We start from the raw sequence: 19,942 nt of genomic DNA, 5'->3' as shown, positions 1-19,942 counted from the left end.
GCCGGTCATACGCGATCCGCAATTGTGAGGCCGGTGGCCTGTCTGTATATTAGCCGGCTATGTCGAGAAGGGCTGCGCCCGCCTGCAGATAGTCGCCTTCCTTGACGATCAGACGCACTTTGCCCGCCTTGGTGGCGACAATCTGCGTCTCCATCTTCATGGCTTCCATGACGGCCAGAAGATCGCCTTGCGAAACCGCATCACCGTCTTTTACCTTGAAGGATTGCAGGGTGCCGGAAACCGGGGCGGTGATTTCGCCTTCCTTTTGCTTGGGGGCGGTGGTGCCGGGAGCCGCCGCGCTGCTGCCGCTAACCGCACCCAGGCTGGAGAGCAGCAGGCTGGGCAGACCGACCGATACGCGCTTGCCGTCGATTTCCAGAAAAGTGCGGGTGATGGAAGGGTCGTCGGCCGGTGCCGGGCGCTCCATGGCATCCGGCATGGCGGCGAAGTCGGTTTCGATCCAGCGGGTGTGAATCTTGAAGCCGTCGGTGCCGATGAAATCATCGGTCTCGATCGCGGCGCGATGGAACGGCAGGACGGTGGCGATGCCTTCGATACGGAATTCTTTGAGCGCGCGGCGGGCGCGGCGTAGAACCTGATCACGGTCGGCACCCGTGACGATCAGCTTTGCCATCAGCGAGTCGAAGACGCCCGGCACGCTGGAGCCGCTGACGACGCCGCTATCCACGCGAATGCCGGGACCGGAGGGGGCGTCGAAAAGCGAGATCGAGCCGGGCGTCGGCAGGAAGCCCCGGCCTGGATCTTCGGCATTGATGCGGAATTCCATCGAATGTCCACGCGGTTCCGGCGTTTCGAGAACCCGCAGCCTATGGCCTTCGGCAATACGGAACTGTTCGATGACGAGATCGATACCGGTGGTTTCCTCTGTAACGGGATGTTCCACCTGCAGGCGCGTATTGACCTCGAGGAAGGAAATCGTGCCATCGACGCCGAGCAGGAATTCGACAGTGCCGGCGCCGGAATAACCGGCAGCGGCGCAGATCGCCTTGGCGGCCGCATGGATTTTCTGGCGTTGATTGTCGGACAGGAAGGGGGCAGGGGCCTCCTCGATCAGCTTCTGGTTCCGGCGTTGCAGCGAGCAATCGCGGGTGCCGAGCACCAGCACATTGCCATGCTTGTCGGCCAGAACCTGCGCTTCGATATGGCGCGGACGGTCGAGAAAGCGCTCGAGAAAGCATTCGCCGCGGCCAAAGGCGGCCGTAGCCTCGCGCACGGCGGATTCGTAGAGATCGGCGATCTCTTCCATCTTCCACGCAACCTTCAGGCCGCGACCACCGCCGCCATGGGCCGCCTTGATGGCGACGGGCAGGCCGTGTTGTTCCGCGAAGGCGGTGACTTCCGCGGCGGAAGCGACCGGGCCGTCACTGCCGGCGACCAGCGGTGCGCCAACGCCGGTGGCAATGCGCCGTGCCTCTACCTTGTCGCCCAGTGCCTCGATGACATGCGGATCGGGGCCGATCCAGATGAGGCCGGCATCGAGAACCGCACGCGCAAATTCGGCGCGCTCGGACAGGAAGCCGTAACCGGGATGCACGGCATCCGCACCGGCGCGTTTGGCGATCGCGATCAGCTTGGCGATATCGAGATAGGTCTCGGCCGGGCGCACGCCCTCCAGCGCATAGGCCTCATCCGCGAGCCGGACGAAAAGCGCATCCTGATCGGGATCGGCATAAACGGCGACCGATTGCAGGCCGTAATCGCGACATGCGCGGATGATGCGGACCGCGATCTCGCCGCGATTGGCAATCAGCACTTTTTTCATCGCTCTTCTCCTCGGAATTCTGTGTTCTTGGCCGCGATTTCGGCGAAGGGGCCGATCGGGCGGAATTTGATTTTGGCGTTCACCGGGATCTGCCCGGCAAGATCGAGATGATATTCGGCGACCGCGCCGATGACGGGATAACCGCCGGTCAACGGGTGATCGGCAAGGAAGAGAACCGGCTGGCCGCTATGGGGAATCTGGATCGCCCCTGTCGCGGTGCCCTCGCTCGGCAATTCGGCGCTGTCCCTGCGTTCCACCGGCACTTCGCCTGCAAGGCGGATGCCGACGCGGTTCGATTGCGGCGTGACCTGCCAGAGCTGGCCGGTCAGGGTCTCGATACCCTTCTGCGTGAACCAGTCCGTTCGCGGTCCGAGAACGACGTCCAGCGTGACGACCTCACTCGTTACCGGCGCTTCGAAGGCTGGAACCTCGTCGATCGATACGCTGGAAAGGCTAGTCTTCTCGCCCTTAAGCGGCAGTATGGCGCCCGCGCCCACCGGCTCTGGGCCGACGACAGCCAGTGTATCCGTTGCGAAACTGCCCAGCACCAGCTCGACATCGAAGCCGCCACGTACGGCAAGATAACAGCGCATGCCCTTCGGCGGCTGGCCGAAGGTCACCACATCACCGGGTTCGAGCGACACCGGGCCATGGGTCTTGGCCGCGAAACTGCGATCCGTTGTGGTGATGGTGACGGGGCAGGGCGCACCTGCAATGCCGATGACGGCGCGGCTCGTGCTTTTAAAGGAAAAGCCGCCGAGCGTCAGTTCGAGACAGGGTGTGTTGACGGGGTTGCCGACGATGCGGTTTGCGGCATTGAACGCGCCACGATCCAGCGCGCCGGAGGCCGAAACGCCCTGACCGGTCTGGCCGAAGCGGCCGAGATCCTGAAAGATGGCGGGCATGGGTGCGGCGAGCACCTCGAAATGCGGGCCGTCTTTTGCAGTCTCTTTAATGGCGTTTCGCGGTGCCGAGACGGGGATGTCGACCGTTTTGCCGGCCTTGTCCATGTCGAAGAAACGCACCCGGTAACCCGGCTGGAAAAGCGCGCCGGGATCGCGGTCTATATCCCACATCTTGACTGGCGTGGTGCCAATGATCTGCCAGCCGCCGGGGCTGTTTTGCGGATAGACGCCGCTGAAGGCGCCGGCCAGCGCCACCGAACCTGCCGGAATACGAGTGCGCGGGCTTTGCCGGCGCGGCACATGCAGCGCCGGATCGCCACCGACCAGATAACCGAAGCCGGGAGCGAAACCGCAGAAGGCCACGGTGAATTCGCTTTCGGTATGGCGGCGGATGACCTCTTCGATACTCATGCCGGTCAATTCGGCAACATCGGCGAGATCCTCACCATTATAGTGGACGGGGATTTCAACGAGATTGTCCGAAGGCGCGATTTTTGCCGAGAGATCACGGCTTGCCAGCCGCGCGGCCAGCGCTTCGGCACCGATCTTTTCAGGGCGAAAGCGAATCATCAGGGTGCGGGCAGCCGGCACCGTCTCTTCGACGCCTTCGATCGGATCGTTCTGAAGCGAGGCGAAAAGCGCCAGGGTTTCATCGAGATCGGTGAGTTCGACAAGAATGGTGGTGAGGCTGACGGGGAGAAAACGCATCATGTCCTCACGCGTGATAGGCTGAATCGGGAATGTCGGTGATGAACATGTGCCCCGGCGCATGGGTGATCGCAAAGGGCACGCCGGACGCCATCACGGCCGCCTGCGGGGTGACGCCGCAGGCCCAGAACACCGGAACCTCGCCCGGCTCGATCCGTACCGCGTCACCGAAGTCGGGTTTTGCAAGATCGGTGATGCCGATCTCTTCCGGCGAGCCGACATGCACGGGTGATCCGTGTACGGCCGGAAAACGCCCCGAAATCGTCGCAGCATCGGCGACCCGCGAGGCCGGGATCGGCCGCATGGAAACGACCATATTGCCCTTCAGCCGACCGGCCGGGCGGCAGGCTTGGTTGGTGAGATACATCGGCACATTGCTTTTGTCGGTCATGTGGCGGATTTCGATCCCCGCTTCCACCATCGGCGTTTCGAAGGTGAAGCTGCAGCCGATCAGGAAGGCGACGAGATCGTCACGCTCGGCCCAAGCGGCGGTGGCGTCAGCCGTTTCCTCGACGAGCTTGCCGTCCCGCCAGACGCGGTAGAGCGGCAGGTCGGTTCTGAGATCGGCGCCGGGTGCCAGAAGCGTGGTGGGCGAACCGGGATCGGAGACATCCAGCACCGGGCAGGGTTTGGGATTGCGCTGCGCGTAAAGCAGGAAATCGAAGGCCCAGTCGCGCGGCAGCACGATCATGTTCGCCTGCGTGAAGCCGGGTGCAATGCCGGAAGTTGGGGCGACGAGGCCGTCGCGATAGGTGGCGCGGGCCTTTCGTGCGGCTTCGGCGTCCGTGTGGTTGAGATAGGATGTCGGTATCGTCATCGGCTATCCTTTCAGCGATCGGATGCAAAGGAACGGATGTCGATACCATCAGCCTCGAAACGGCGGCGGATTTCCTGGGCAATGGCGACGGCACCGGGGCTGTCGCCATGCACGCAGATGGATTGCGCTTCGATCTTTATGATGCTGCCATCAATGGCCTCAAGCGTGCCTTCGCGGGCAAGCTGTACCATGCGGTCGGCGATTTTGGCCGCGTCGTGCAGCACGGCACCGGCCTCGCGGCGGGAGACGAGCTGGCCCTGAGGCGTATAGGCGCGATCCGCGAAAGCTTCTGCGACAACGGCAAGGCCTGCTTTGCGGGCAAGATCGAGGATAGGCGCGTTCGCGAGACCCATCAGTACCAGCGAAGGATCTATGGCCTTGATGCCGTCAATGACGGCCTGCCCCTGTTTCGCGTCATTGGCGATGCGGTTGTAAAGCGCGCCGTGCGGCTTGACGTAACGCACCGTTGTGCCGGCAGCGGCGGCGACGCCTTTCAGTGCGCCGATCTGGTAGATGACATCGGCGATCAGTTCTTCCGAAGTCGCGTCCAGATCGCGGCGGCCGAAGCCGACGCGGTCAGGATAGGAAACATGGGCGCCGACGACCACGCCCTTTTCGGCGGCGGCCTTGACGGTGCGGTAGATACCGGCCGGGTCACCGGCATGAAATCCGCAGGCGATGTTGGCGCTGGAAACGATGGCGAGCATCGCCTCGTCGTCTCCCATGCGCCATGCGCCGTAGCTTTCGCCAAGATCGCTGTTGAGATCGATAGCGGCCATGTTTGCCTCCCTTAAATTTATCAGTAGCCGAGCAGGGCAAAGATCGCGCCCGCCGACTTATAGGCCATATACCAGGTGAGTACGCAGGTCAGCACGCCAAGCACCAGCAGCCAGCGCGGGTAGTGATAGCCGTGCATCAGATCGGCGCGTTTCCAGGCGGCATACATGAAGATCGAAAGGCCGATTGGCAGAACGAGACCGTTCAGGCCACCGACAAAGACGAGCATGGCTGCGGGCGGTGTGGTGATGATGATATAGGCGATCAGCGAAATGGCGATGAAGCCGACGGTGGCCAAATTGCGCTGGCGTTCCGTGATGTCGGGCTTGAAAGCCGTCAGGAACGAAACGGAGGTGTAGGCCGCACCGATGATGCTGGTCATGGCCGAGGCGAGGAACACCGCGCCAAACAGACGATAGCCGATATTGCCGGCGGCGGCATGGAAAGCTTGGCCCGCCGGGTTCGCAGCCTTGCCCGAGAGATCGATGACCACACCGCTTGCGACGACGCCGAGAATGGCAAGGAACAGGATGTAGCGCAGCACGCCGGTAATCGCGATGCCGCTCAATGCCGCGCGATTGACCGCATTGATATTTTCAACGCCGACCATTCCCTTGTCCAGCAGGCGATGCGCGCCGGCATAGGTGATATAGCCGCCGACCGTGCCACCGACGATGGTGGTGATGGTGACGAAATCGATCGTATCCGGCAGGAAGGTCTGGCGGAAGGCTTCTGCCACCGGCGGGCCGGAAACATAGGCTGCGTAAAGGATCAGCGCGAGTTTGACAAAGGCGGCCACGAAAACGACGCGGTCCATGGCAATGCCCGCCCGACGGGACAGGAAGATGCCGATGGCCGCCAGCGCGCCGATCGCGCCGCCGATCTTCGGGTCGAGATCAATCATGGCATTAAAGCCGAGGCCCGCGCCGCCGATATTGCCGATGTTGAAAAACAGGCCGCCGATGATGACGAGAATGGCGAGCAGATAACCCGAACCCGGAATGGCGGCATTGGCGATGGCCGGTGCCCGCATGCGGGTAATGGTAACGATGCGCCAGATATTGGCCTGCACGACAAAGTCGATCAGGATGGAAATAATGATGGCGAATGCGAATGCGGCGCCCAGTTTCACCGTGAAATTCGCTGTTTGCGTGATGAAGCCCGGTCCGACAGCGGACATGGACATCAAGAACATTGCCGAAAGCAAGGCATAACGCTGGTTTTTCGCCTTCTGTGCGACCTCGTTCGGGTCGGCGGGCGTGAGCTTTTTCTGCTCCATGGATTTTCTCCGCTCCTGTCGCAATTCCGCCCCTCGCGGATGCTTTATGCCGCCGATCTTGTCGTGTTCTGCGAAATTGTCAACTTTGTTCAACAATATAAAGTTATCGTTCTTTCATTTTGTCTATTTGTTGGACGTCATGAGCAGGATTTAATCACGTTTTTTTCGTGCTTTGCTAATGCTTTGTGCTATGGGCAATCATGCCGTGCCCGAACTTGCCTGTCACGGAATTCCCGATGCTGCATTGCCTTAAGGAAAGAAGCGCCATGACGGAAACGATAGAAGGTCTTCCGCTTGCGGATCGATTGGCCAAGGGTATCCGCACCCTGCTGATCTCCGGCGAGTTGATGCCGGGACAGCGTCTATCGGAGGCAGCCTTCAGCGAGCGCTTTGATGTCTCCCGCAATTCCCTGCGCGAAGCTTTCCGTCTGCTGACAAAGGATGGGCTCTTGCGCCACGAGGCCAATCGCGGCGTTTTTGTTGCTGTTCCCACCATGGCATCCGTGATCGACATCTATCGCGTTCGGCGCATGGTGGAATGCGGCGCCCTGCGTCAGGCCTGGCACAAGCATCCGGCTATCCGGACGATGCGCGCGGCGGTCGAAGATGCCAAGGTGAAGCGTGACCAGGCCGACTGGCTGGGCGTGGGCAGCGCCAATATGAAATTTCATGCCGCCGTGGTCGATCTCCTCGACAGCGCCCGTCTCAGCGATTTTTACGAACGCATCGCCGCTGAACTCAGGCTTTGTTTCGGCCTGTTGAAAGACCCTGAACAGCTTCATTCTCCCTTCGTCGACATGAACAGCAAGATCCTGTCGCTCATGGAGGAAGGAAAGGCTGGCGAAGCGGGTGACGAGATGGAAATCTACCTCAATCTGTCAGAGCGTACGGTTTTGAAGGCGCTCGAACGCGCCGTCGAACACGCTTCCTGACATGTCTGGTGAGGAGGGGCGTGACGCTCCTTTTCGCTTCCGCCTTATTTTTGCTTGCGCAGCCGATTGCCAAGTTTGCTGCGCTGCGTCATCAATGCGTCCATGACGCTTCGCGACCTCACCATTCTCGTTATCGACGAAAACGCGATCCGAGCCTCCATCATCGAGGAGGGATTGCGCGAGGCCGGCTATCATCGTGTCACCGTCATCCATGAGGTGAACGGTGTGGCGCGCACCATCGAGACGCTGCAACCCGATGTCATCTTCATCGATCTCGAAAACCCCAACCGTGACATGATGGAGCATCTGTTCCAGCTCACGCGCACGGTCGGTCGTCCAATCGCCATGTTTGTCGATCGTTCCGATACGGCTTCCATCGAGGCAGCCGTCGAAGCGGGCGTTTCCGCCTATGTGGTGGACGGGCTGAAGAAAGAGCGGGTCAAGCCCATTCTCGATATGGCGGTCAGCCGCTTTAATGCTTTCAGCCGGCTGCAGCGGGAACTTGCCGACGCCAAATCGGCACTGGAGGAACGCAAGGTCATCGAGCGCGCCAAGGGCATCCTGATGAAGATGCGTGGCCTTTCCGAGGAGGAAGCTTTCGCGCTTTTGCGACAAACGGCGATGAACGAGAAAAAGAAAATTTCCGAGATCGCGCAAAGCGTGGTCACCGCAGCGGGTCTGTTGATGTGACGAACCCCGCCGGTTGGACAGTGTGGAGTGTATGATATGGCGGCACCGGAAAAAACGGCCGGATCGGATAGTGCAGGGACACGGGTAACAGGCGCGCCCGCAATCGTGGGCAGCGATCGGCAAAAACGCCTGCGTGCCGGTTTTATCCCGCTTGTCGACGCCTCCGTCCTGATCGCATCTGTCGAATTCGGTTTTGCCGAGCGCGAGGGACTGTCGCTCGATCTCGTCAAGGATGTGTCCTGGGCGAATGTGCGCGACCGGCTGGCATTCAGGCAATTTGATATCGCGCACATGCTCTCGCCAATGCCTGTCGCCTCCATGCTCGGGCTCGGCTCCAACCCTTCACCGACGATCACGCCCTTTTCGCTCGGTCGAGGCGGCAATGCGATTACGCTTTCGACCCGGCTTTTTGCCCGGATGAAGGCGTTGACGGGCCTTTCCGAAACAGCGGGAGCGCTGGAAAACGCCAAGGCGCTGAAGCAGGTGCTCGTTGACATGCGAGCGCGGGGCGAAGCGCCGCCGACGCTGGGCATGACCTATCCGTTTTCGTCTCACAATTACGAATTCCGTTATTGGCTTGCCGCTGGCGGTATTCACCCCGATCATGATGTCAAGCTGGTGGTGGTACCGCCGCCCCTGACATCGGATGCCCTGGCGGCGGGCGCTATTGACGGCTTCTGTGTCGGCGCGCCGTGGAACATCGTCGCCGCCGAACGTGGCGTCGGCAGGATCGTTGCGGCCAAGCAGGATCTATGGCCTTCCGCGCCCGAAAAAGTCATTGGCATGCGGCCTGAATGGGCAGAAGGCCAGCAGGAAACGGTCGGTCGGCTGCTGACGGCGCTCGATGCGGCGGCGCGCTGGTGTGACCTTGCGGAAAATCACGACGAGCTCAGCAGGGCGCTCGCCGATCCCCGTTATATCGATGCGCCGCAAAGCATCATCCGCCATGTGCTCGCCGGTGAGTTCAATATCGACAGCCGGGGCAATCGCCGGATCATCGACAATTATTTCATCTTCCATCACGGCCATGCCAATTATCCGCGCCGGAGCCAGGCATTGTGGATTTACAGCCAGATGATCCGCTGGGGGCAGGCGGAATTTTCTGAAGCGGGCGTACAGGCTGCTGTATCGGCCTATCGGCCGGATATTTATCGGGCGGCGCTGGGAGACGCCAATGCACCCGGCGATGCCGATATCCGTATCGAAGGGCAGGAAGAGGGGGATCGTTTCGTGGATGGTTTCGTTTTCGATCCGGCCGATATTGTAGGTTACGTCAATGCCTTTTCCGTGCGCACATCCGCGCCGTTTTCACCGCCCGCTGGAGAGGCGTGATTGGCGTCAGGCCTTGCGGGCTGCGCAAATTTCAAGCGCGGAGCCTTTTGTTTTGCACAAACAGCAGACAAAAATTGCGTTGATCAAAATCTGAGCACTCGTTTGAATTTCAAAAAATACCGTTTATTTTCAGTATTATATCTTTAAATCTATAAACTGGCACGCCCTTTGCTTCTTCCTGTTTGCACCGGTCAACGGCGATCGGGGCAAGCAGGGCGCGGCATAGGCGCTTTCAAAGACATAGACGTCGCAAGGTTTTGCTGCCCGGAACACCTCCCGTTCCGCAGGCGCAAACACCGAGCGGCGTTTTTTTATTTTCAGGTTTTTTCGCAAGCGAAAACGTCACCCACAGAGGTGGCCCAATAAGGGGAACATGCGAATGAAAAAGATATTCTCCGGCGATGTCAGCCGCCGCACGATACTGAAGACGACAGCCACCGCCGCCCTTGTCAGCGCCGTGCGCGTGGCCTTTCCGTCCGGTGCTTTCGCAGCCACTGCTGAGCCCGAGGTGAAAGGCGCGAAAATCGGCTTTATCGCGCTCACGGATGCCGCCCCGCTCATCATTGCGGCGGAAAAGGGCCTGTTCGCCAAACACGGCATGCCTGACGTCGAGGTTCTGAAACAGGCCTCCTGGGGTGCGACGCGCGACAATCTCGTGCTCGGCGGCGCCTCGAACGGCATCGATGGCGCACACATCCTGACGCCGATGCCCTATCTCATGCATACCGGCAAGGTGACCCAGAATAATGTGCCGGTGCCGATGACCATCCTCGCCCGCCTCAACCTCGACAGCCAGGGCATTTCCGTTGCCAAGGAATATGCCGAAACCGGCGTTCAGCTGGATGCCTCCAAGCTGAAGGCGGCTTTCGAGAAGAAGAAGGCGGAGGGCAAGGAAATCAAGGCCGCCATGACCTTCCCCGGCGGCACGCATGATCTCTGGATCCGCTACTGGCTGGCCGCCGGCGGCATCGATCCGGACAAGGACGTTTCCACCATCGTCGTTCCGCCGCCGCAGATGGTCGCCAATATGAAGGTCGGCAATATGGACGTCTTCTGTGTAGGCGAACCCTGGAACGAGCAGCTCGTCAACCAGGGCATCGGTTTCACCGCCTGTACCACCGGCGAACTCTGGAAGGGGCATCCGGAAAAGGCGCTCGGCATGCGTGCGGACTGGGTGGAAAAGAACCCCAACGCCACCAAGGCGCTGCTGATGGCCGTGATGGAGGCGCAGCAATGGTGCGATGACATGGCGAACAAGGAGGAAATGTCCACCATCCTCGGCAAGCGCCAATGGTTCAACGTGCCGCCGAAGGATGTGCTTGGCCGCCTGAAGGGCAATATCAATTACGGCAACGGCCGCGTGCTCGAAAATACCGGCCTGCAGATGAAGTTCTGGCAGGACCATGCCTCCTATCCCTTCCGCAGCCACGACAGCTGGTTCATCGCGGAAAACATCCGCTGGGGCAAATTCGCGCCCGATACGGATGTGAAGGCGTTGGTGGAGAAGGTGAACCGCGAGGATATCTGGCGCGCGGCGGCCAAGGATCTCGGCGTTGCCGATCTTCCCGCCTCGACCTCGCGCGGCAAGGAAACCTTCTTCGACGGCAAGGTCTTCGACCCGGAAAATCCGTCGGCCTATCTCGAAAGCCTGTCCATCAAGGCGGCCTCCTGAGGAGGAGACCCGGGGTATCGCCCCTCATCCGCCAGGTGCGCTGCCCAACCGGCGCGACTGAAGACCGGATGAGGGGCGAGCCCCAGACCGCAACCGAAATCAAGAGGAAATGCCCATGTCAGCATTGGCCCGAAAATTCAACGAAGAGCCGCAGCAGCCGGTAGCGCAGAAGGCAAACGTCGTGTCGCTTGCGCCGAAATCTGCCTCGCGGATCGATCTGCGCAAATGGGGTGCGGCGGCGGCCCGCAACATCATACCGCCGTTCATCGTTCTCGCCATTCTGCTGGGCGTCTGGCAATTGCTCTGTTCCGCCCCCGGCTCATCGCTGCCGCCGCCGAGCCAGGTTTTCGAGGAGAGCTACGATCTCATCGTATCGCCGTTCTTCCATAATGGTTCGCAGGATATCGGCCTTGGCCTGCGTGTGTTGGTCTCGCTGGAGCGTGTGGCTTACGGTTTCGGCCTTGCCGCCATTGCCGGCATCATTCTCGGCGCTGTCATCGGCCAGTCGGTCTGGGCCATGCGCGGTCTCGATCCGATCTTCCAGGTTCTGCGCACCGTGCCGCCGCTTGCCTGGCTGCCGCTTTCGCTGGCCGCCTTTCAGGACAGCAATCCTTCGGCCATTTTCGTGATCTTCATCACCTCCATCTGGCCGGTCATCATCAATACCGCAGTCGGCGTGCGCAATATTCCGCAGGACTATCGCAACGTGGCGCAGGTACTGCGGCTCAACCAGCTGGAATTCTTCTTCAAGATCATGCTGCCTTCGGCGGCACCTTACATCTTCACCGGCCTGCGTATCGGTGTCGGCCTTTCTTGGCTCGCAATCGTCGCGGCGGAAATGCTGACCGGCGGCGTCGGCATCGGTTTCTTCATCTGGGATGCGTGGAACTCCTCCCGCCTGCCCGACATCATCGTGGCGCTCGTCTACATCGGCGTCGTCGGCTTCGTGCTCGACAAGCTGGTGGCGGCGCTTGGCAAGGTCATCACCCGCGGCGCTGCGGCGAACTGAAAGGGCGAACAATTATGAACGCTTATCTCAAGCTCGATCATATCGACAAATATTTCGACAAGGGCGGTTCGCGCGCCGAGGTGCTGAAAGGCATCAACCTCACCATCGAAAAAGGCGAATTCGTCTCCGTCATCGGCCATTCCGGTTGCGGCAAGTCCACTATGCTCAACCTCATCGCCGGACTGACGAAAGTGTCTGCCGGCGCGGTGCTCCTCGAAAACCGCGAAGTCAACGAGCCGGGTCCAGAACGCGCCGTCGTGTTCCAGAACCACAGCCTGCTGCCCTGGCTTTCGGTTTATGAAAACGTCAATCTCGCTGTCGAGAAGGTCTTCCGCAATACCAAGACGCGGGCCGAGCGGCATGACTGGGTCATGCGCAATCTCGATCTCGTGCAGATGGCCCATGCCAAGGACAAGAAGCCTTCGGAAATTTCCGGCGGCATGAAGCAGCGCGTCGGCATTGCCCGCGCGCTCGCCATGGAGCCGAAAATCCTGCTGCTGGACGAGCCTTTCGGTGCGCTGGACGCGCTGACCCGCGCCCATCTTCAGGATGCCGTGATGGAAATCCATGCCCGGCTTGGCAACACCATGGTCATGATCACCCACGATGTGGATGAGGCGGTGCTGCTTTCGGACCGTATCGTGATGATGACCAACGGTCCGGCCGCCCATATCGGCGAAGTGCTTGACGTGCCGCTGGCACGCCCGCGCAACCGCATCGAGCTCGCATCCGACAAGACCTACCTCAAATGCCGCGAGGCCGTGCTGAAGTTCCTCTACGAACGTCACCGCTTCGTCGAAGCTGCGGAGTAACGCCCATGACGCAAAAACTCGTCATCATCGGCAATGGCATGGCGCCGGGGCGCATGCTGGAAAACCTGTTCGAAACCGCTCCCGGCCTTTACGACGTCACCATTTTCAACGCCGAGCCGCGCGTCAATTACGACCGCATCATGCTCTCGCCGGTGCTTTCTGGCGAAAAGAGCTATGAAGACATCGTCATTCATAATGACGAATGGTATGCGGCTAACAATGTCACGCTGCACAAGGGAGCGAAGGTCACCGGCATCGACCGCGACAGGAAGACCGTGACCAGCGAAAACGGCATCACGGTTTCCTACGATAAGCTGGTGATCGCCACCGGTTCGTCGCCCTTCATCATTCCCGTTCCCGGTCATCAATTGCCAGGCGTGCTCGCCTATCGCGATCTCGACGATGTGACGAAGATGCTTGACATCGCCGAGGGCAAGGGCCGCGCCATCGTCATCGGCGCCGGTCTTCTCGGGCTGGAAGCCGCTTATGGCCTCAAGCGCCAGGGCATGGATGTCACCGTCATCCACCTGATGCCGACGATCATGGAGCGTCAGCTCGATCCGGCAGCGGCCTATCTTCTGGAAAAAGCGCTCAATGAGCGCGGCATCGACATCATCACCAAGGCCAATACCAAATGCATTCTCGGTGAGGAGAAGGTCGAAGGCATCGAGCTGGAAGACGGCCGGGTTATCAAGGGCGACATGGTGGTGATGGCGGTCGGCATCCGTCCTGCTTCGGGTCTCGCCAAGGAGGCAGGCATCGCCGTCAATCGCGGCATTGTTGTGGATGACGGCATGATGACCTCGGACGCCTCGATCTACGCGCTTGGCGAATGCGCCGAACATCGCGGCATGTGCTATGGCCTCGTTGCACCCCTTTATGAATCGGCGCGGGTGCTCGCCGACCGGCTGTGCGGCGGTTCGGCCGAATATCACGGCTCCGTCACCAATACCAAGCTGAAGGTCACCGGCATCAACCTGTTTTCCGCCGGTGATTTCGCCGAAGGCGACGACCGCGAGGAAATCGTGCTGCGTGACGCCACGGCCGGTGTCTACAAGCGCCTGATCCTCAAGGAAAACCGCATCATCGGTGCGGTTCTCTATGGCGAGACGGCGGATGGCTCGTGGTTCTTCGATCTGATGAAGAAATCGACCGATATTTCCGCCATGCGTGAAACCCTGATCTTCGGCCAGGCCTATCAGGGAGGGTCGCCGCTGGACCCTATGGCGGCCGTTGCAGCCTTGCCGGATGATGCGGAAATCTGCGGCTGCAACGGCGTCTGCAAGGGCAAGATCACCTCGGCCATCACCTCCAAGGGGCTGACATCGCTGGACGATGTGCGCGCCCACACGAAGGCGTCCGCCTCCTGCGGCAATTGCACCGGCCTTGTCGAGCAGCTGATGACGATAACGCTCGGCGACAGCTATAATCCCGCTGCCGTGCAGCCCATGTGCAAATGCACCGATCTCGGCCACGACGATGTGCGCCGTCTCATCAAGGCCAAGGGGCTGAAGACCATTCCAGCCGTGATGCAGGAGCTGGAATGGAAGACCTCCTGCGGCTGCGCCAAGTGCCGGCCGGCGCTCAATTATTACCTCGTCTGCGACTGGCCGGATGAATATGCCGATGATTACCAGTCGCGTTATATCAATGAGCGCGTCCACGCCAATATCCAGAAGGACGGCACCTATTCCGTCGTGCCGCGCATGTGGGGCGGCGTTACCTCTTCCTCCGAGCTTCGGGCAATTGCGGATGTGGTCGACAAGTTCGAAATCCCGATGGTGAAGGTGACGGGCGGCCAGCGCATCGATCTTCTCGGCATCGAAAAGGAGGACCTGCCGGCGGTTTGGGCCGATCTCGGCAAGGCTGGCTTCATTTCCGGCCAGGCCTACGCCAAAGGTTTGCGCACGGTCAAAACCTGCGTCGGCCAGCAATGGTGCCGCTTCGGCACACAGGATTCCACCGGCCTTGGCATCCGCATCGAAAAATTCATGTGGGGTTCGTGGACGCCCGCCAAGCTGAAACTTGCCGTTTCCGGCTGTCCGCGCAACTGCGCCGAGGCCACCTGCAAGGATATCGGCGTCATCTGCGTCGATTCCGGTTTTGAGATTCATTTTGCCGGTGCTGCCGGTCTCGATATCAAGGGCACGGAAGTTCTGGGTCTTGTCAAAACCGAGGATGAGGCGCTGGAGCATATCGTGGCGCTGACGCAGATGTATCGCGAACAGGCGCGCTATCTCGAGCGCATCTACAAATGGGCCAAGCGCATCGGTTACGACGAAATCCGCCGCCAGATCATGGACGATGCGGAAAAGCGCAGGGCCTATTTCGACCGCTTCGTCTTCAGCCAGAAATTCGCGCAGGTCGACCCCTGGTCGGAACGTGTATCCGGTCACGACAAGCACGAATTCAGACCCATGGCGGCAATCGGTTTCAGTGAGGCGGCGGAGTGAGAACGATGGACAGCAACTGGATCGATATTGGCGATATCTCCGACATTCCGCTACGTGGCGCGCGTTGCGTAAAAATGCCAATGGGCAAGATCGCCGTGTTCCGCACGGCGGAAAATCAGGTCTTCGCCATTGAGGACCATTGCCCGCACAAGGGCGGGCCGCTGAGCCAGGGCATCGTGCACGGGGCTTCGGTGACGTGTCCCCTGCACAATTGGGTCATTTCGCTGGAAACGGGCAAGGCGCTGGGGGCGGATGAAGGTGAGGTGCGGACCATTCCGGTGCGTAATCTGGATGGAAGGCTTTCGATAGCGCTCGAAACCCTGATGATCGCGGCGGAGTGAATTGCGATGGCAGCGGCGTTACCCCCCTCTGTCCTGCCGGACATCTCCCCCTCAAGGGGGGAGATCGACAAGCGGAAGGCTTCCCGTTTCATCTCTGCGGGCGGCGACTCACACCGTGAATGGAAGTTCGTGCCGCAAGTGATCTCCCCCCTTGAGGGGGAGATGTCCGGCAGGACAGAGGGGGGTAACCGCCACGCACTGAGGGGGCAAACCCATGCCCACTGAAACAAAAACCACCTGTCCCTATTGCGGCGTCGGCTGCGGCGTCATCGCCACCGTCAATGATAATGGCGTCGTTTCCGTCAGGGGTGATCAGGCCCACCCCGCCAATTTCGGTCGGCTGTGCTCCAAAGGTTCGGCTCTGGCCGAAACCATCGACCTCGACGGTCGCTTGCTCCACCCTGAAATCAGCGGCAGGCGGGCGGCATGGGACGACGCGCTTGACCTCGTCGCCTCCCGGTTTTCTCAAGCCATCGCCGAACACGGCCCGGATTCCGTTGCCTTTTACGTCTCCGGCCAATTGCTGACCGAGGATTATTACCTCGCCAACAAGCTGATGAAGGGTTTCATCGGTTCGGCCAATATCGATACGAATTCAAGGCTCTGCATGTCGTCTTCCGTCGCCGGCCATCGCCGTGCCTTCGGGGCCGATACGGTGCCGGGCACCTATGAGGATATGGAGCTTGCCGATCTGGTGATCCTCACCGGTTCCAATCTCGCCTGGTGCCATCCGGTGCTTTACCAAAGGCTTGCGGCGGCAAAGGCCGCGCGGCCGGAAATGAAAGTCGTTGTCATCGATCCGCGCCGGACGATGAGCGCCGATATTGCCGACATGCACCTCGCCATCCGGCCGGATGGAGATGTGGCGCTGTTTACCGGCCTGCTGGCGCATCTTTCCGATAGTCCTGCAATCGATCGCGGTTATGTGGACAATCACACGGTCGGTTTTGATGCAGCGATACAGGCAGCAACCGGACACAGTCTGCCGGAGATCGCCGAAGCCACGGGCCTGACGATTGCCGAACTGATTTCCTTTTACGAATTGTTCGAACGCACCGAAAAAACCGTCACCTGCTACAGTCAGGGCGTCAACCAGTCGCAAAGCGGCACGGACAAGGTCAACGCGATCATCAATTGCCACCTCGCCACCGGCCGCATCGGCAGACCGGGCATGGGGCCGTTTTCGCTAACTGGCCAGCCGAACGCCATGGGCGGGCGCGAGGTCGGCGGGCTGGCCAATATGCTGGCCGCCCATATGGCTATCGAAAATGCCGAGGATCGCGACCGCGTGCGGCGCTTCTGGGCCTCGCCCGCCATTGCGGAAAAACCCGGCCTGAAGGCGGTGGACACGTTCCGGGCGGTGGCCGATGGCCGCATCAAGGCGCTGTGGATCATGGCGACCAACCCGGTGGTTTCCATGCCGGATGCCGGCGCCGTTGAGGCGGCCATCAAGGCCTGTCCTTTCGTCGTGGTGTCCGATGTCATGGCGAGTACCGATACCGCCCGTCATGCCCATGTGCTTCTGCCATCGCTCGGCTGGGGTGAAAAGGACGGCACCGTCACCAATTCCGAGCGGCGCATTTCCCGCCAGCGCGGTTTTCTCGATGCGCCAGGCGAAGCGAAAGCGGACTGGTGGCAAATGGCGGAAGTGGGCCGGCGCATGGGTTTCGGCACGGCCTTCGCCTATGGCCAGCCATCGGAGATTTTCGCGGAACATGCCGCTCTTTCCGGCTTTGAGAATATGGGCAGTCGCGATTTCGACATCAGCGGGATAGAGCCCGAATCCTACGACACTATGGCGTCCTTCCAATGGCCGAAAGTGGAGCGGGGCAATGGCGTCGTCACCCGGTTTTTCGCGGATGGACGGTTTTACCACGCCGATGGCAAGGCGCGCTTCATTGCCACGGCCTTGCCGGAGACGTGCAGGACATCGGCGGATTATCCGCTGACACTGAATACCGGCCGCATCCGCGATCAATGGCACACCATGACCCGCACCGGCAAAAGCGCACGCCTCACCGCCCATATCGCCGAACCCTTCGCCGAGCTTCATCCGCGCGATGCGCAGGCGCTGGGAATCGAAAGCGCCGATCTGGTGGAGTTGGAAAGCCCCCATGGCAAGGTTCTGCTGCGGGCGCTGGTCAGTGAGAGGCAGGCGCGCGGATCGGTGTTTGCGCCGATGCACTGGAACGACCAGTTCGCCTCGCGGGCGCGCATCGATGTCGTGGTTGCCCCGGTGACGGACCCGCATTCCGGCCAGCCCGCCTCGAAAAACGTAGCGGTAAGGGCAAGGCGCTTCGAAGCGAAAGCCTATGGTTTTGCCATCTCCCGCATCCGGCCGGATGCACCGGACTGTGCTTACTGGGCCACGGCCAAAGCGGATGGCGGCTATCGCATGGAGCTTGCCTTTGCGGAGGAGCCGCAGGACTGGCCATTCTGGGCGCGGCAGGTCTTCGGCATTGATGTCAGGATCGAGCCGCTGGGTTATAGCGACCGGCAGACGGGCGATCTGCGCCTCGCCTTCTTCGATGGCGATATCCTGCTGGCGGCGCTGTTCATCGCCAGACAGCCGGTGGCCGTCGCCCGCAACTGGGCGATCTCGCAATTGACCGAACGCCATGAGGATCTGCGCATGCGTTTTGCGCTGGTTGCCGGTCGCCCCGGTGCCGGCCGCGCCGATCCGGGCGCCACCGTCTGCTCCTGCTTTAATGTCGGGGTGAACCAGATTACCGCGGCCATCCGCGAAGGGTGCCACAGCGTCGAAGCCATCGGCAAGGCGTTGAATGCCGGAACCAATTGCGGCTCCTGCCGCGCCGAGATCAGGGGGATCATCGATGGATGCCTTAAAACCGCAGCGGAATGAACCGGCCCGCATGGAAAGATTAGCCAAGTTGCCGGTCTTCTGGGGGCTTGAGGGCAAGCGCGTGGTGCTGGCGGGCGGATCGGACGGGGCCGCCTGGAAGGCGGAACTTCTGCTGGCCTGCGGGGCGGAATTGCATCTTTATTGCGAGGAAAGCGAGCTTTCGGAAAGCTTTGCAGCGCTTATCGCAAAAAGCCAGATGCTGACACGGCATGACCGTCCGTGGGGTCCGGATATCTTCGACGGCGCGGAACTGGCGCTGGCGGATTGCGAAACCGATGCGGAAGCCGAGAGCTTCTACAATGCAGCGCGGGCGGCCGGCGTTCCCGTCAATGTCATTGACAAGCCGGAATTCTGCCAGTTCCAGTTCGGCTCCATCGTCAATCGCTCGCCGGTGGTGGTTTCTATCTCCACCGATGGCGCAGCACCCATTCTGGCGCAGGCGATCCGCCGGCGCATCGAAACGTTGCTGCCGCTTTCGCTGAAGGACTGGGGCGCGCTTGCCCAGACAATCCGCGAGCGCGTCAATCTGCGGCTCGCTCCGGGTGCGCCGCGGCGTTCTTTCTGGGAAAAATTCGTCGATCGGGCTTTTACCGAAAGGCTGGATGAGGGCAGCGAGGAACGGCTGCTTGCCGATATCGGAATGCAGGCTGCGCGGGCAGGATCGGGGCGCGGCCTTGTGACGCTTGTGGGCGCCGGGCCGGGCGATGCCGAACTGCTGACGCTGAAAGCGGTGCGCGCTTTGCAGGCGGCCGATGTCATCCTGTTCGACGATCTCGTTTCAGCCGAGGTGCTGGAACTGGCGCGGCGGGAGGCGAAGCGCATGCTGGTCGGCAAGCGCGGCGGCCGGGAAAGCTGCCGGCAGGAAGATATCAATGACATGATGATCCGTCTCGCCAAGGCAGGCAAACGGGTGGTGCGGCTGAAATCCGGCGATCCGATGATCTTCGGACGCGCCGGCGAGGAGATCGCCGCACTGCAAGCAGAAAATATTCCGGTTGAGATTGTGCCGGGTATTACCGCGGCAAGCGCCATGGCCTCATGTCTTGGTGTTTCCCTGACGCATCGTGACCACGCGCAATCGGTCCGCTTCGTCACCGGTCATTCCCGGCAGGGAAAATTGCCGGAGAATATCGACTGGAAATCGCTCTCCGACCCCGCCGTGACCACCGTGTTTTACATGGGCGGCCGAACCGCTGCCTATATCCAGTCTTCGCTGCTCGTCCACGGGATGCCCGCCTCGACGCCTGTTGTCATCATGATTTCGGTCAGCCGGGCCAATGAAAGACGCTGGTGCGGTTCGCTCGCAGAGTTGGCTGCGGCAGTGGACAGGCTGGGCGTGAACGAGCCGTTGCTGATTGGCATCGGCGATGCGTTCCGTGCGGCGTCCTCAGCGTCTTCAGATGTTGGTCCGCAGGAGCCGGTGGGCCTGTTTTCTCAGAGAGCCGGCTAATAAGCCATTCAAGCATCTTCTTTTGGCTTACGGCATTGCTTTTGTCAGCCGTCCATCTCTTGCCAGAGGCGGCCATAAAACCGTCCCTTGACATTGGTTTTTCGTTCGCTCTTCAATAA

General features: G+C 60.8%; 15 protein-coding genes. 10 read left to right on the top strand and 5 right to left on the bottom strand.

The window, feature by feature from the left end:
* Window positions 1-49 precede the first annotated feature (49 nt).
* From AGR13A_RS19205 to AGR13A_RS19185, 5 genes are read right to left on the bottom strand one after another with little or no spacing between them, the layout of a single operon-like run.
* The gene (locus tag AGR13A_RS19205) at window positions 50-1,783 is read right to left on the bottom strand and encodes an acetyl/propionyl/methylcrotonyl-CoA carboxylase subunit alpha (protein WP_080838681.1); all 1,734 of its coding nucleotides are present in this window, start codon (window positions 1,781-1,783) and stop codon (window positions 50-52) included.
* Window positions 1,780-3,396, bottom strand: coding sequence for a 5-oxoprolinase/urea amidolyase family protein (locus AGR13A_RS19200; protein WP_080838680.1), 1,617 nt, complete (start codon window positions 3,394-3,396; stop codon window positions 1,780-1,782). Before AGR13A_RS19200 ends, AGR13A_RS19205 begins: the two co-directional genes overlap by 4 nt.
* Window positions 3,397-3,403: 7 nt before the next feature.
* The gene (locus AGR13A_RS19195) at window positions 3,404-4,213 is read right to left on the bottom strand and encodes a putative hydro-lyase (protein ID WP_080838678.1); all 810 of its coding nucleotides are present in this window, start codon (window positions 4,211-4,213) and stop codon (window positions 3,404-3,406) included.
* An 11-nt stretch (window positions 4,214-4,224) separates the two neighbouring features.
* Window positions 4,225-4,992, bottom strand: coding sequence for a LamB/YcsF family protein (locus tag AGR13A_RS19190; RefSeq protein WP_080838677.1), 768 nt, complete (start codon window positions 4,990-4,992; stop codon window positions 4,225-4,227).
* A 20-nt stretch (window positions 4,993-5,012) separates the two neighbouring features.
* Window positions 5,013-6,269, bottom strand: a complete 1,257-nt coding sequence (locus AGR13A_RS19185; protein ID WP_035225196.1) for an NRAMP family divalent metal transporter — start codon at window positions 6,267-6,269, stop codon at window positions 5,013-5,015.
* A 266-nt stretch (window positions 6,270-6,535) separates the two neighbouring features.
* Here AGR13A_RS19185 and AGR13A_RS19180 point away from each other — a divergent pair, with 266 nt between their 5' ends.
* From AGR13A_RS19180 to cysG, 10 genes are all read left to right on the top strand, one after another.
* Window positions 6,536-7,201 (top strand): GntR family transcriptional regulator, encoded by a 666-nt coding sequence (locus AGR13A_RS19180; RefSeq protein WP_035225192.1) that lies wholly within the window; start codon window positions 6,536-6,538, stop codon window positions 7,199-7,201.
* Window positions 7,202-7,303: 102 nt separating this feature from the next.
* Window positions 7,304-7,891, top strand: coding sequence for an ANTAR domain-containing response regulator (locus tag AGR13A_RS19175; protein ID WP_034500932.1), 588 nt, complete (start codon window positions 7,304-7,306; stop codon window positions 7,889-7,891).
* A gap of 36 nt (window positions 7,892-7,927) precedes the next feature.
* A complete protein-coding gene (locus AGR13A_RS19170; protein WP_080838676.1) occupies window positions 7,928-9,223 on the top strand; it encodes a CmpA/NrtA family ABC transporter substrate-binding protein in 1,296 nt (431 codons plus the stop codon).
* Window positions 9,224-9,602: 379 nt separating this feature from the next.
* Entirely contained in the window at window positions 9,603-10,895 is a 1,293-nt protein-coding gene (locus AGR13A_RS19165; protein ID WP_080838674.1) for a CmpA/NrtA family ABC transporter substrate-binding protein, read from the top strand.
* Between the two features lie 115 nt (window positions 10,896-11,010).
* A complete protein-coding gene (ntrB, locus tag AGR13A_RS19160) occupies window positions 11,011-11,904 on the top strand; it encodes a nitrate ABC transporter permease (RefSeq protein WP_080838673.1) in 894 nt (297 codons plus the stop codon).
* A 14-nt stretch (window positions 11,905-11,918) separates the two neighbouring features.
* On the top strand, window positions 11,919-12,716 hold the full coding sequence (locus AGR13A_RS19155; protein ID WP_035225183.1) for an ABC transporter ATP-binding protein: 798 nt from the start codon (window positions 11,919-11,921) through the stop codon (window positions 12,714-12,716).
* A 5-nt stretch (window positions 12,717-12,721) separates the two neighbouring features.
* On the top strand, window positions 12,722-15,169 hold the full coding sequence (nirB, locus tag AGR13A_RS19150; RefSeq protein ID WP_080838671.1) for a nitrite reductase large subunit NirB: 2,448 nt from the start codon (window positions 12,722-12,724) through the stop codon (window positions 15,167-15,169).
* Window positions 15,170-15,174: 5 nt separating this feature from the next.
* The gene (gene nirD / locus AGR13A_RS19145) at window positions 15,175-15,510 is read left to right on the top strand and encodes a nitrite reductase small subunit NirD (protein ID WP_080838669.1); all 336 of its coding nucleotides are present in this window, start codon (window positions 15,175-15,177) and stop codon (window positions 15,508-15,510) included.
* A 214-nt stretch (window positions 15,511-15,724) separates the two neighbouring features.
* Window positions 15,725-18,373: a nitrate reductase gene (locus tag AGR13A_RS19135; RefSeq protein ID WP_080838667.1), complete on the top strand. Its 2,649-nt coding sequence runs from the start codon at window positions 15,725-15,727 to the stop codon at window positions 18,371-18,373.
* On the top strand, window positions 18,345-19,823 hold the full coding sequence (cysG, locus tag AGR13A_RS19130; protein WP_167377595.1) for a siroheme synthase CysG: 1,479 nt from the start codon (window positions 18,345-18,347) through the stop codon (window positions 19,821-19,823). Before AGR13A_RS19135 ends, cysG begins: the two co-directional genes overlap by 29 nt.
* The last annotated feature ends 119 nt before the right edge of the window (window positions 19,824-19,942 follow it).

The organism is Agrobacterium genomosp. 13 str. CFBP 6927 (assembly GCA_900012615.1).
Lineage (GTDB): Bacteria > Pseudomonadota > Alphaproteobacteria > Rhizobiales > Rhizobiaceae > Agrobacterium.
The sequence above is the reverse complement of the archived record's forward strand: the minus strand, read 5'-3'. Positions and strand labels throughout refer to the sequence as shown.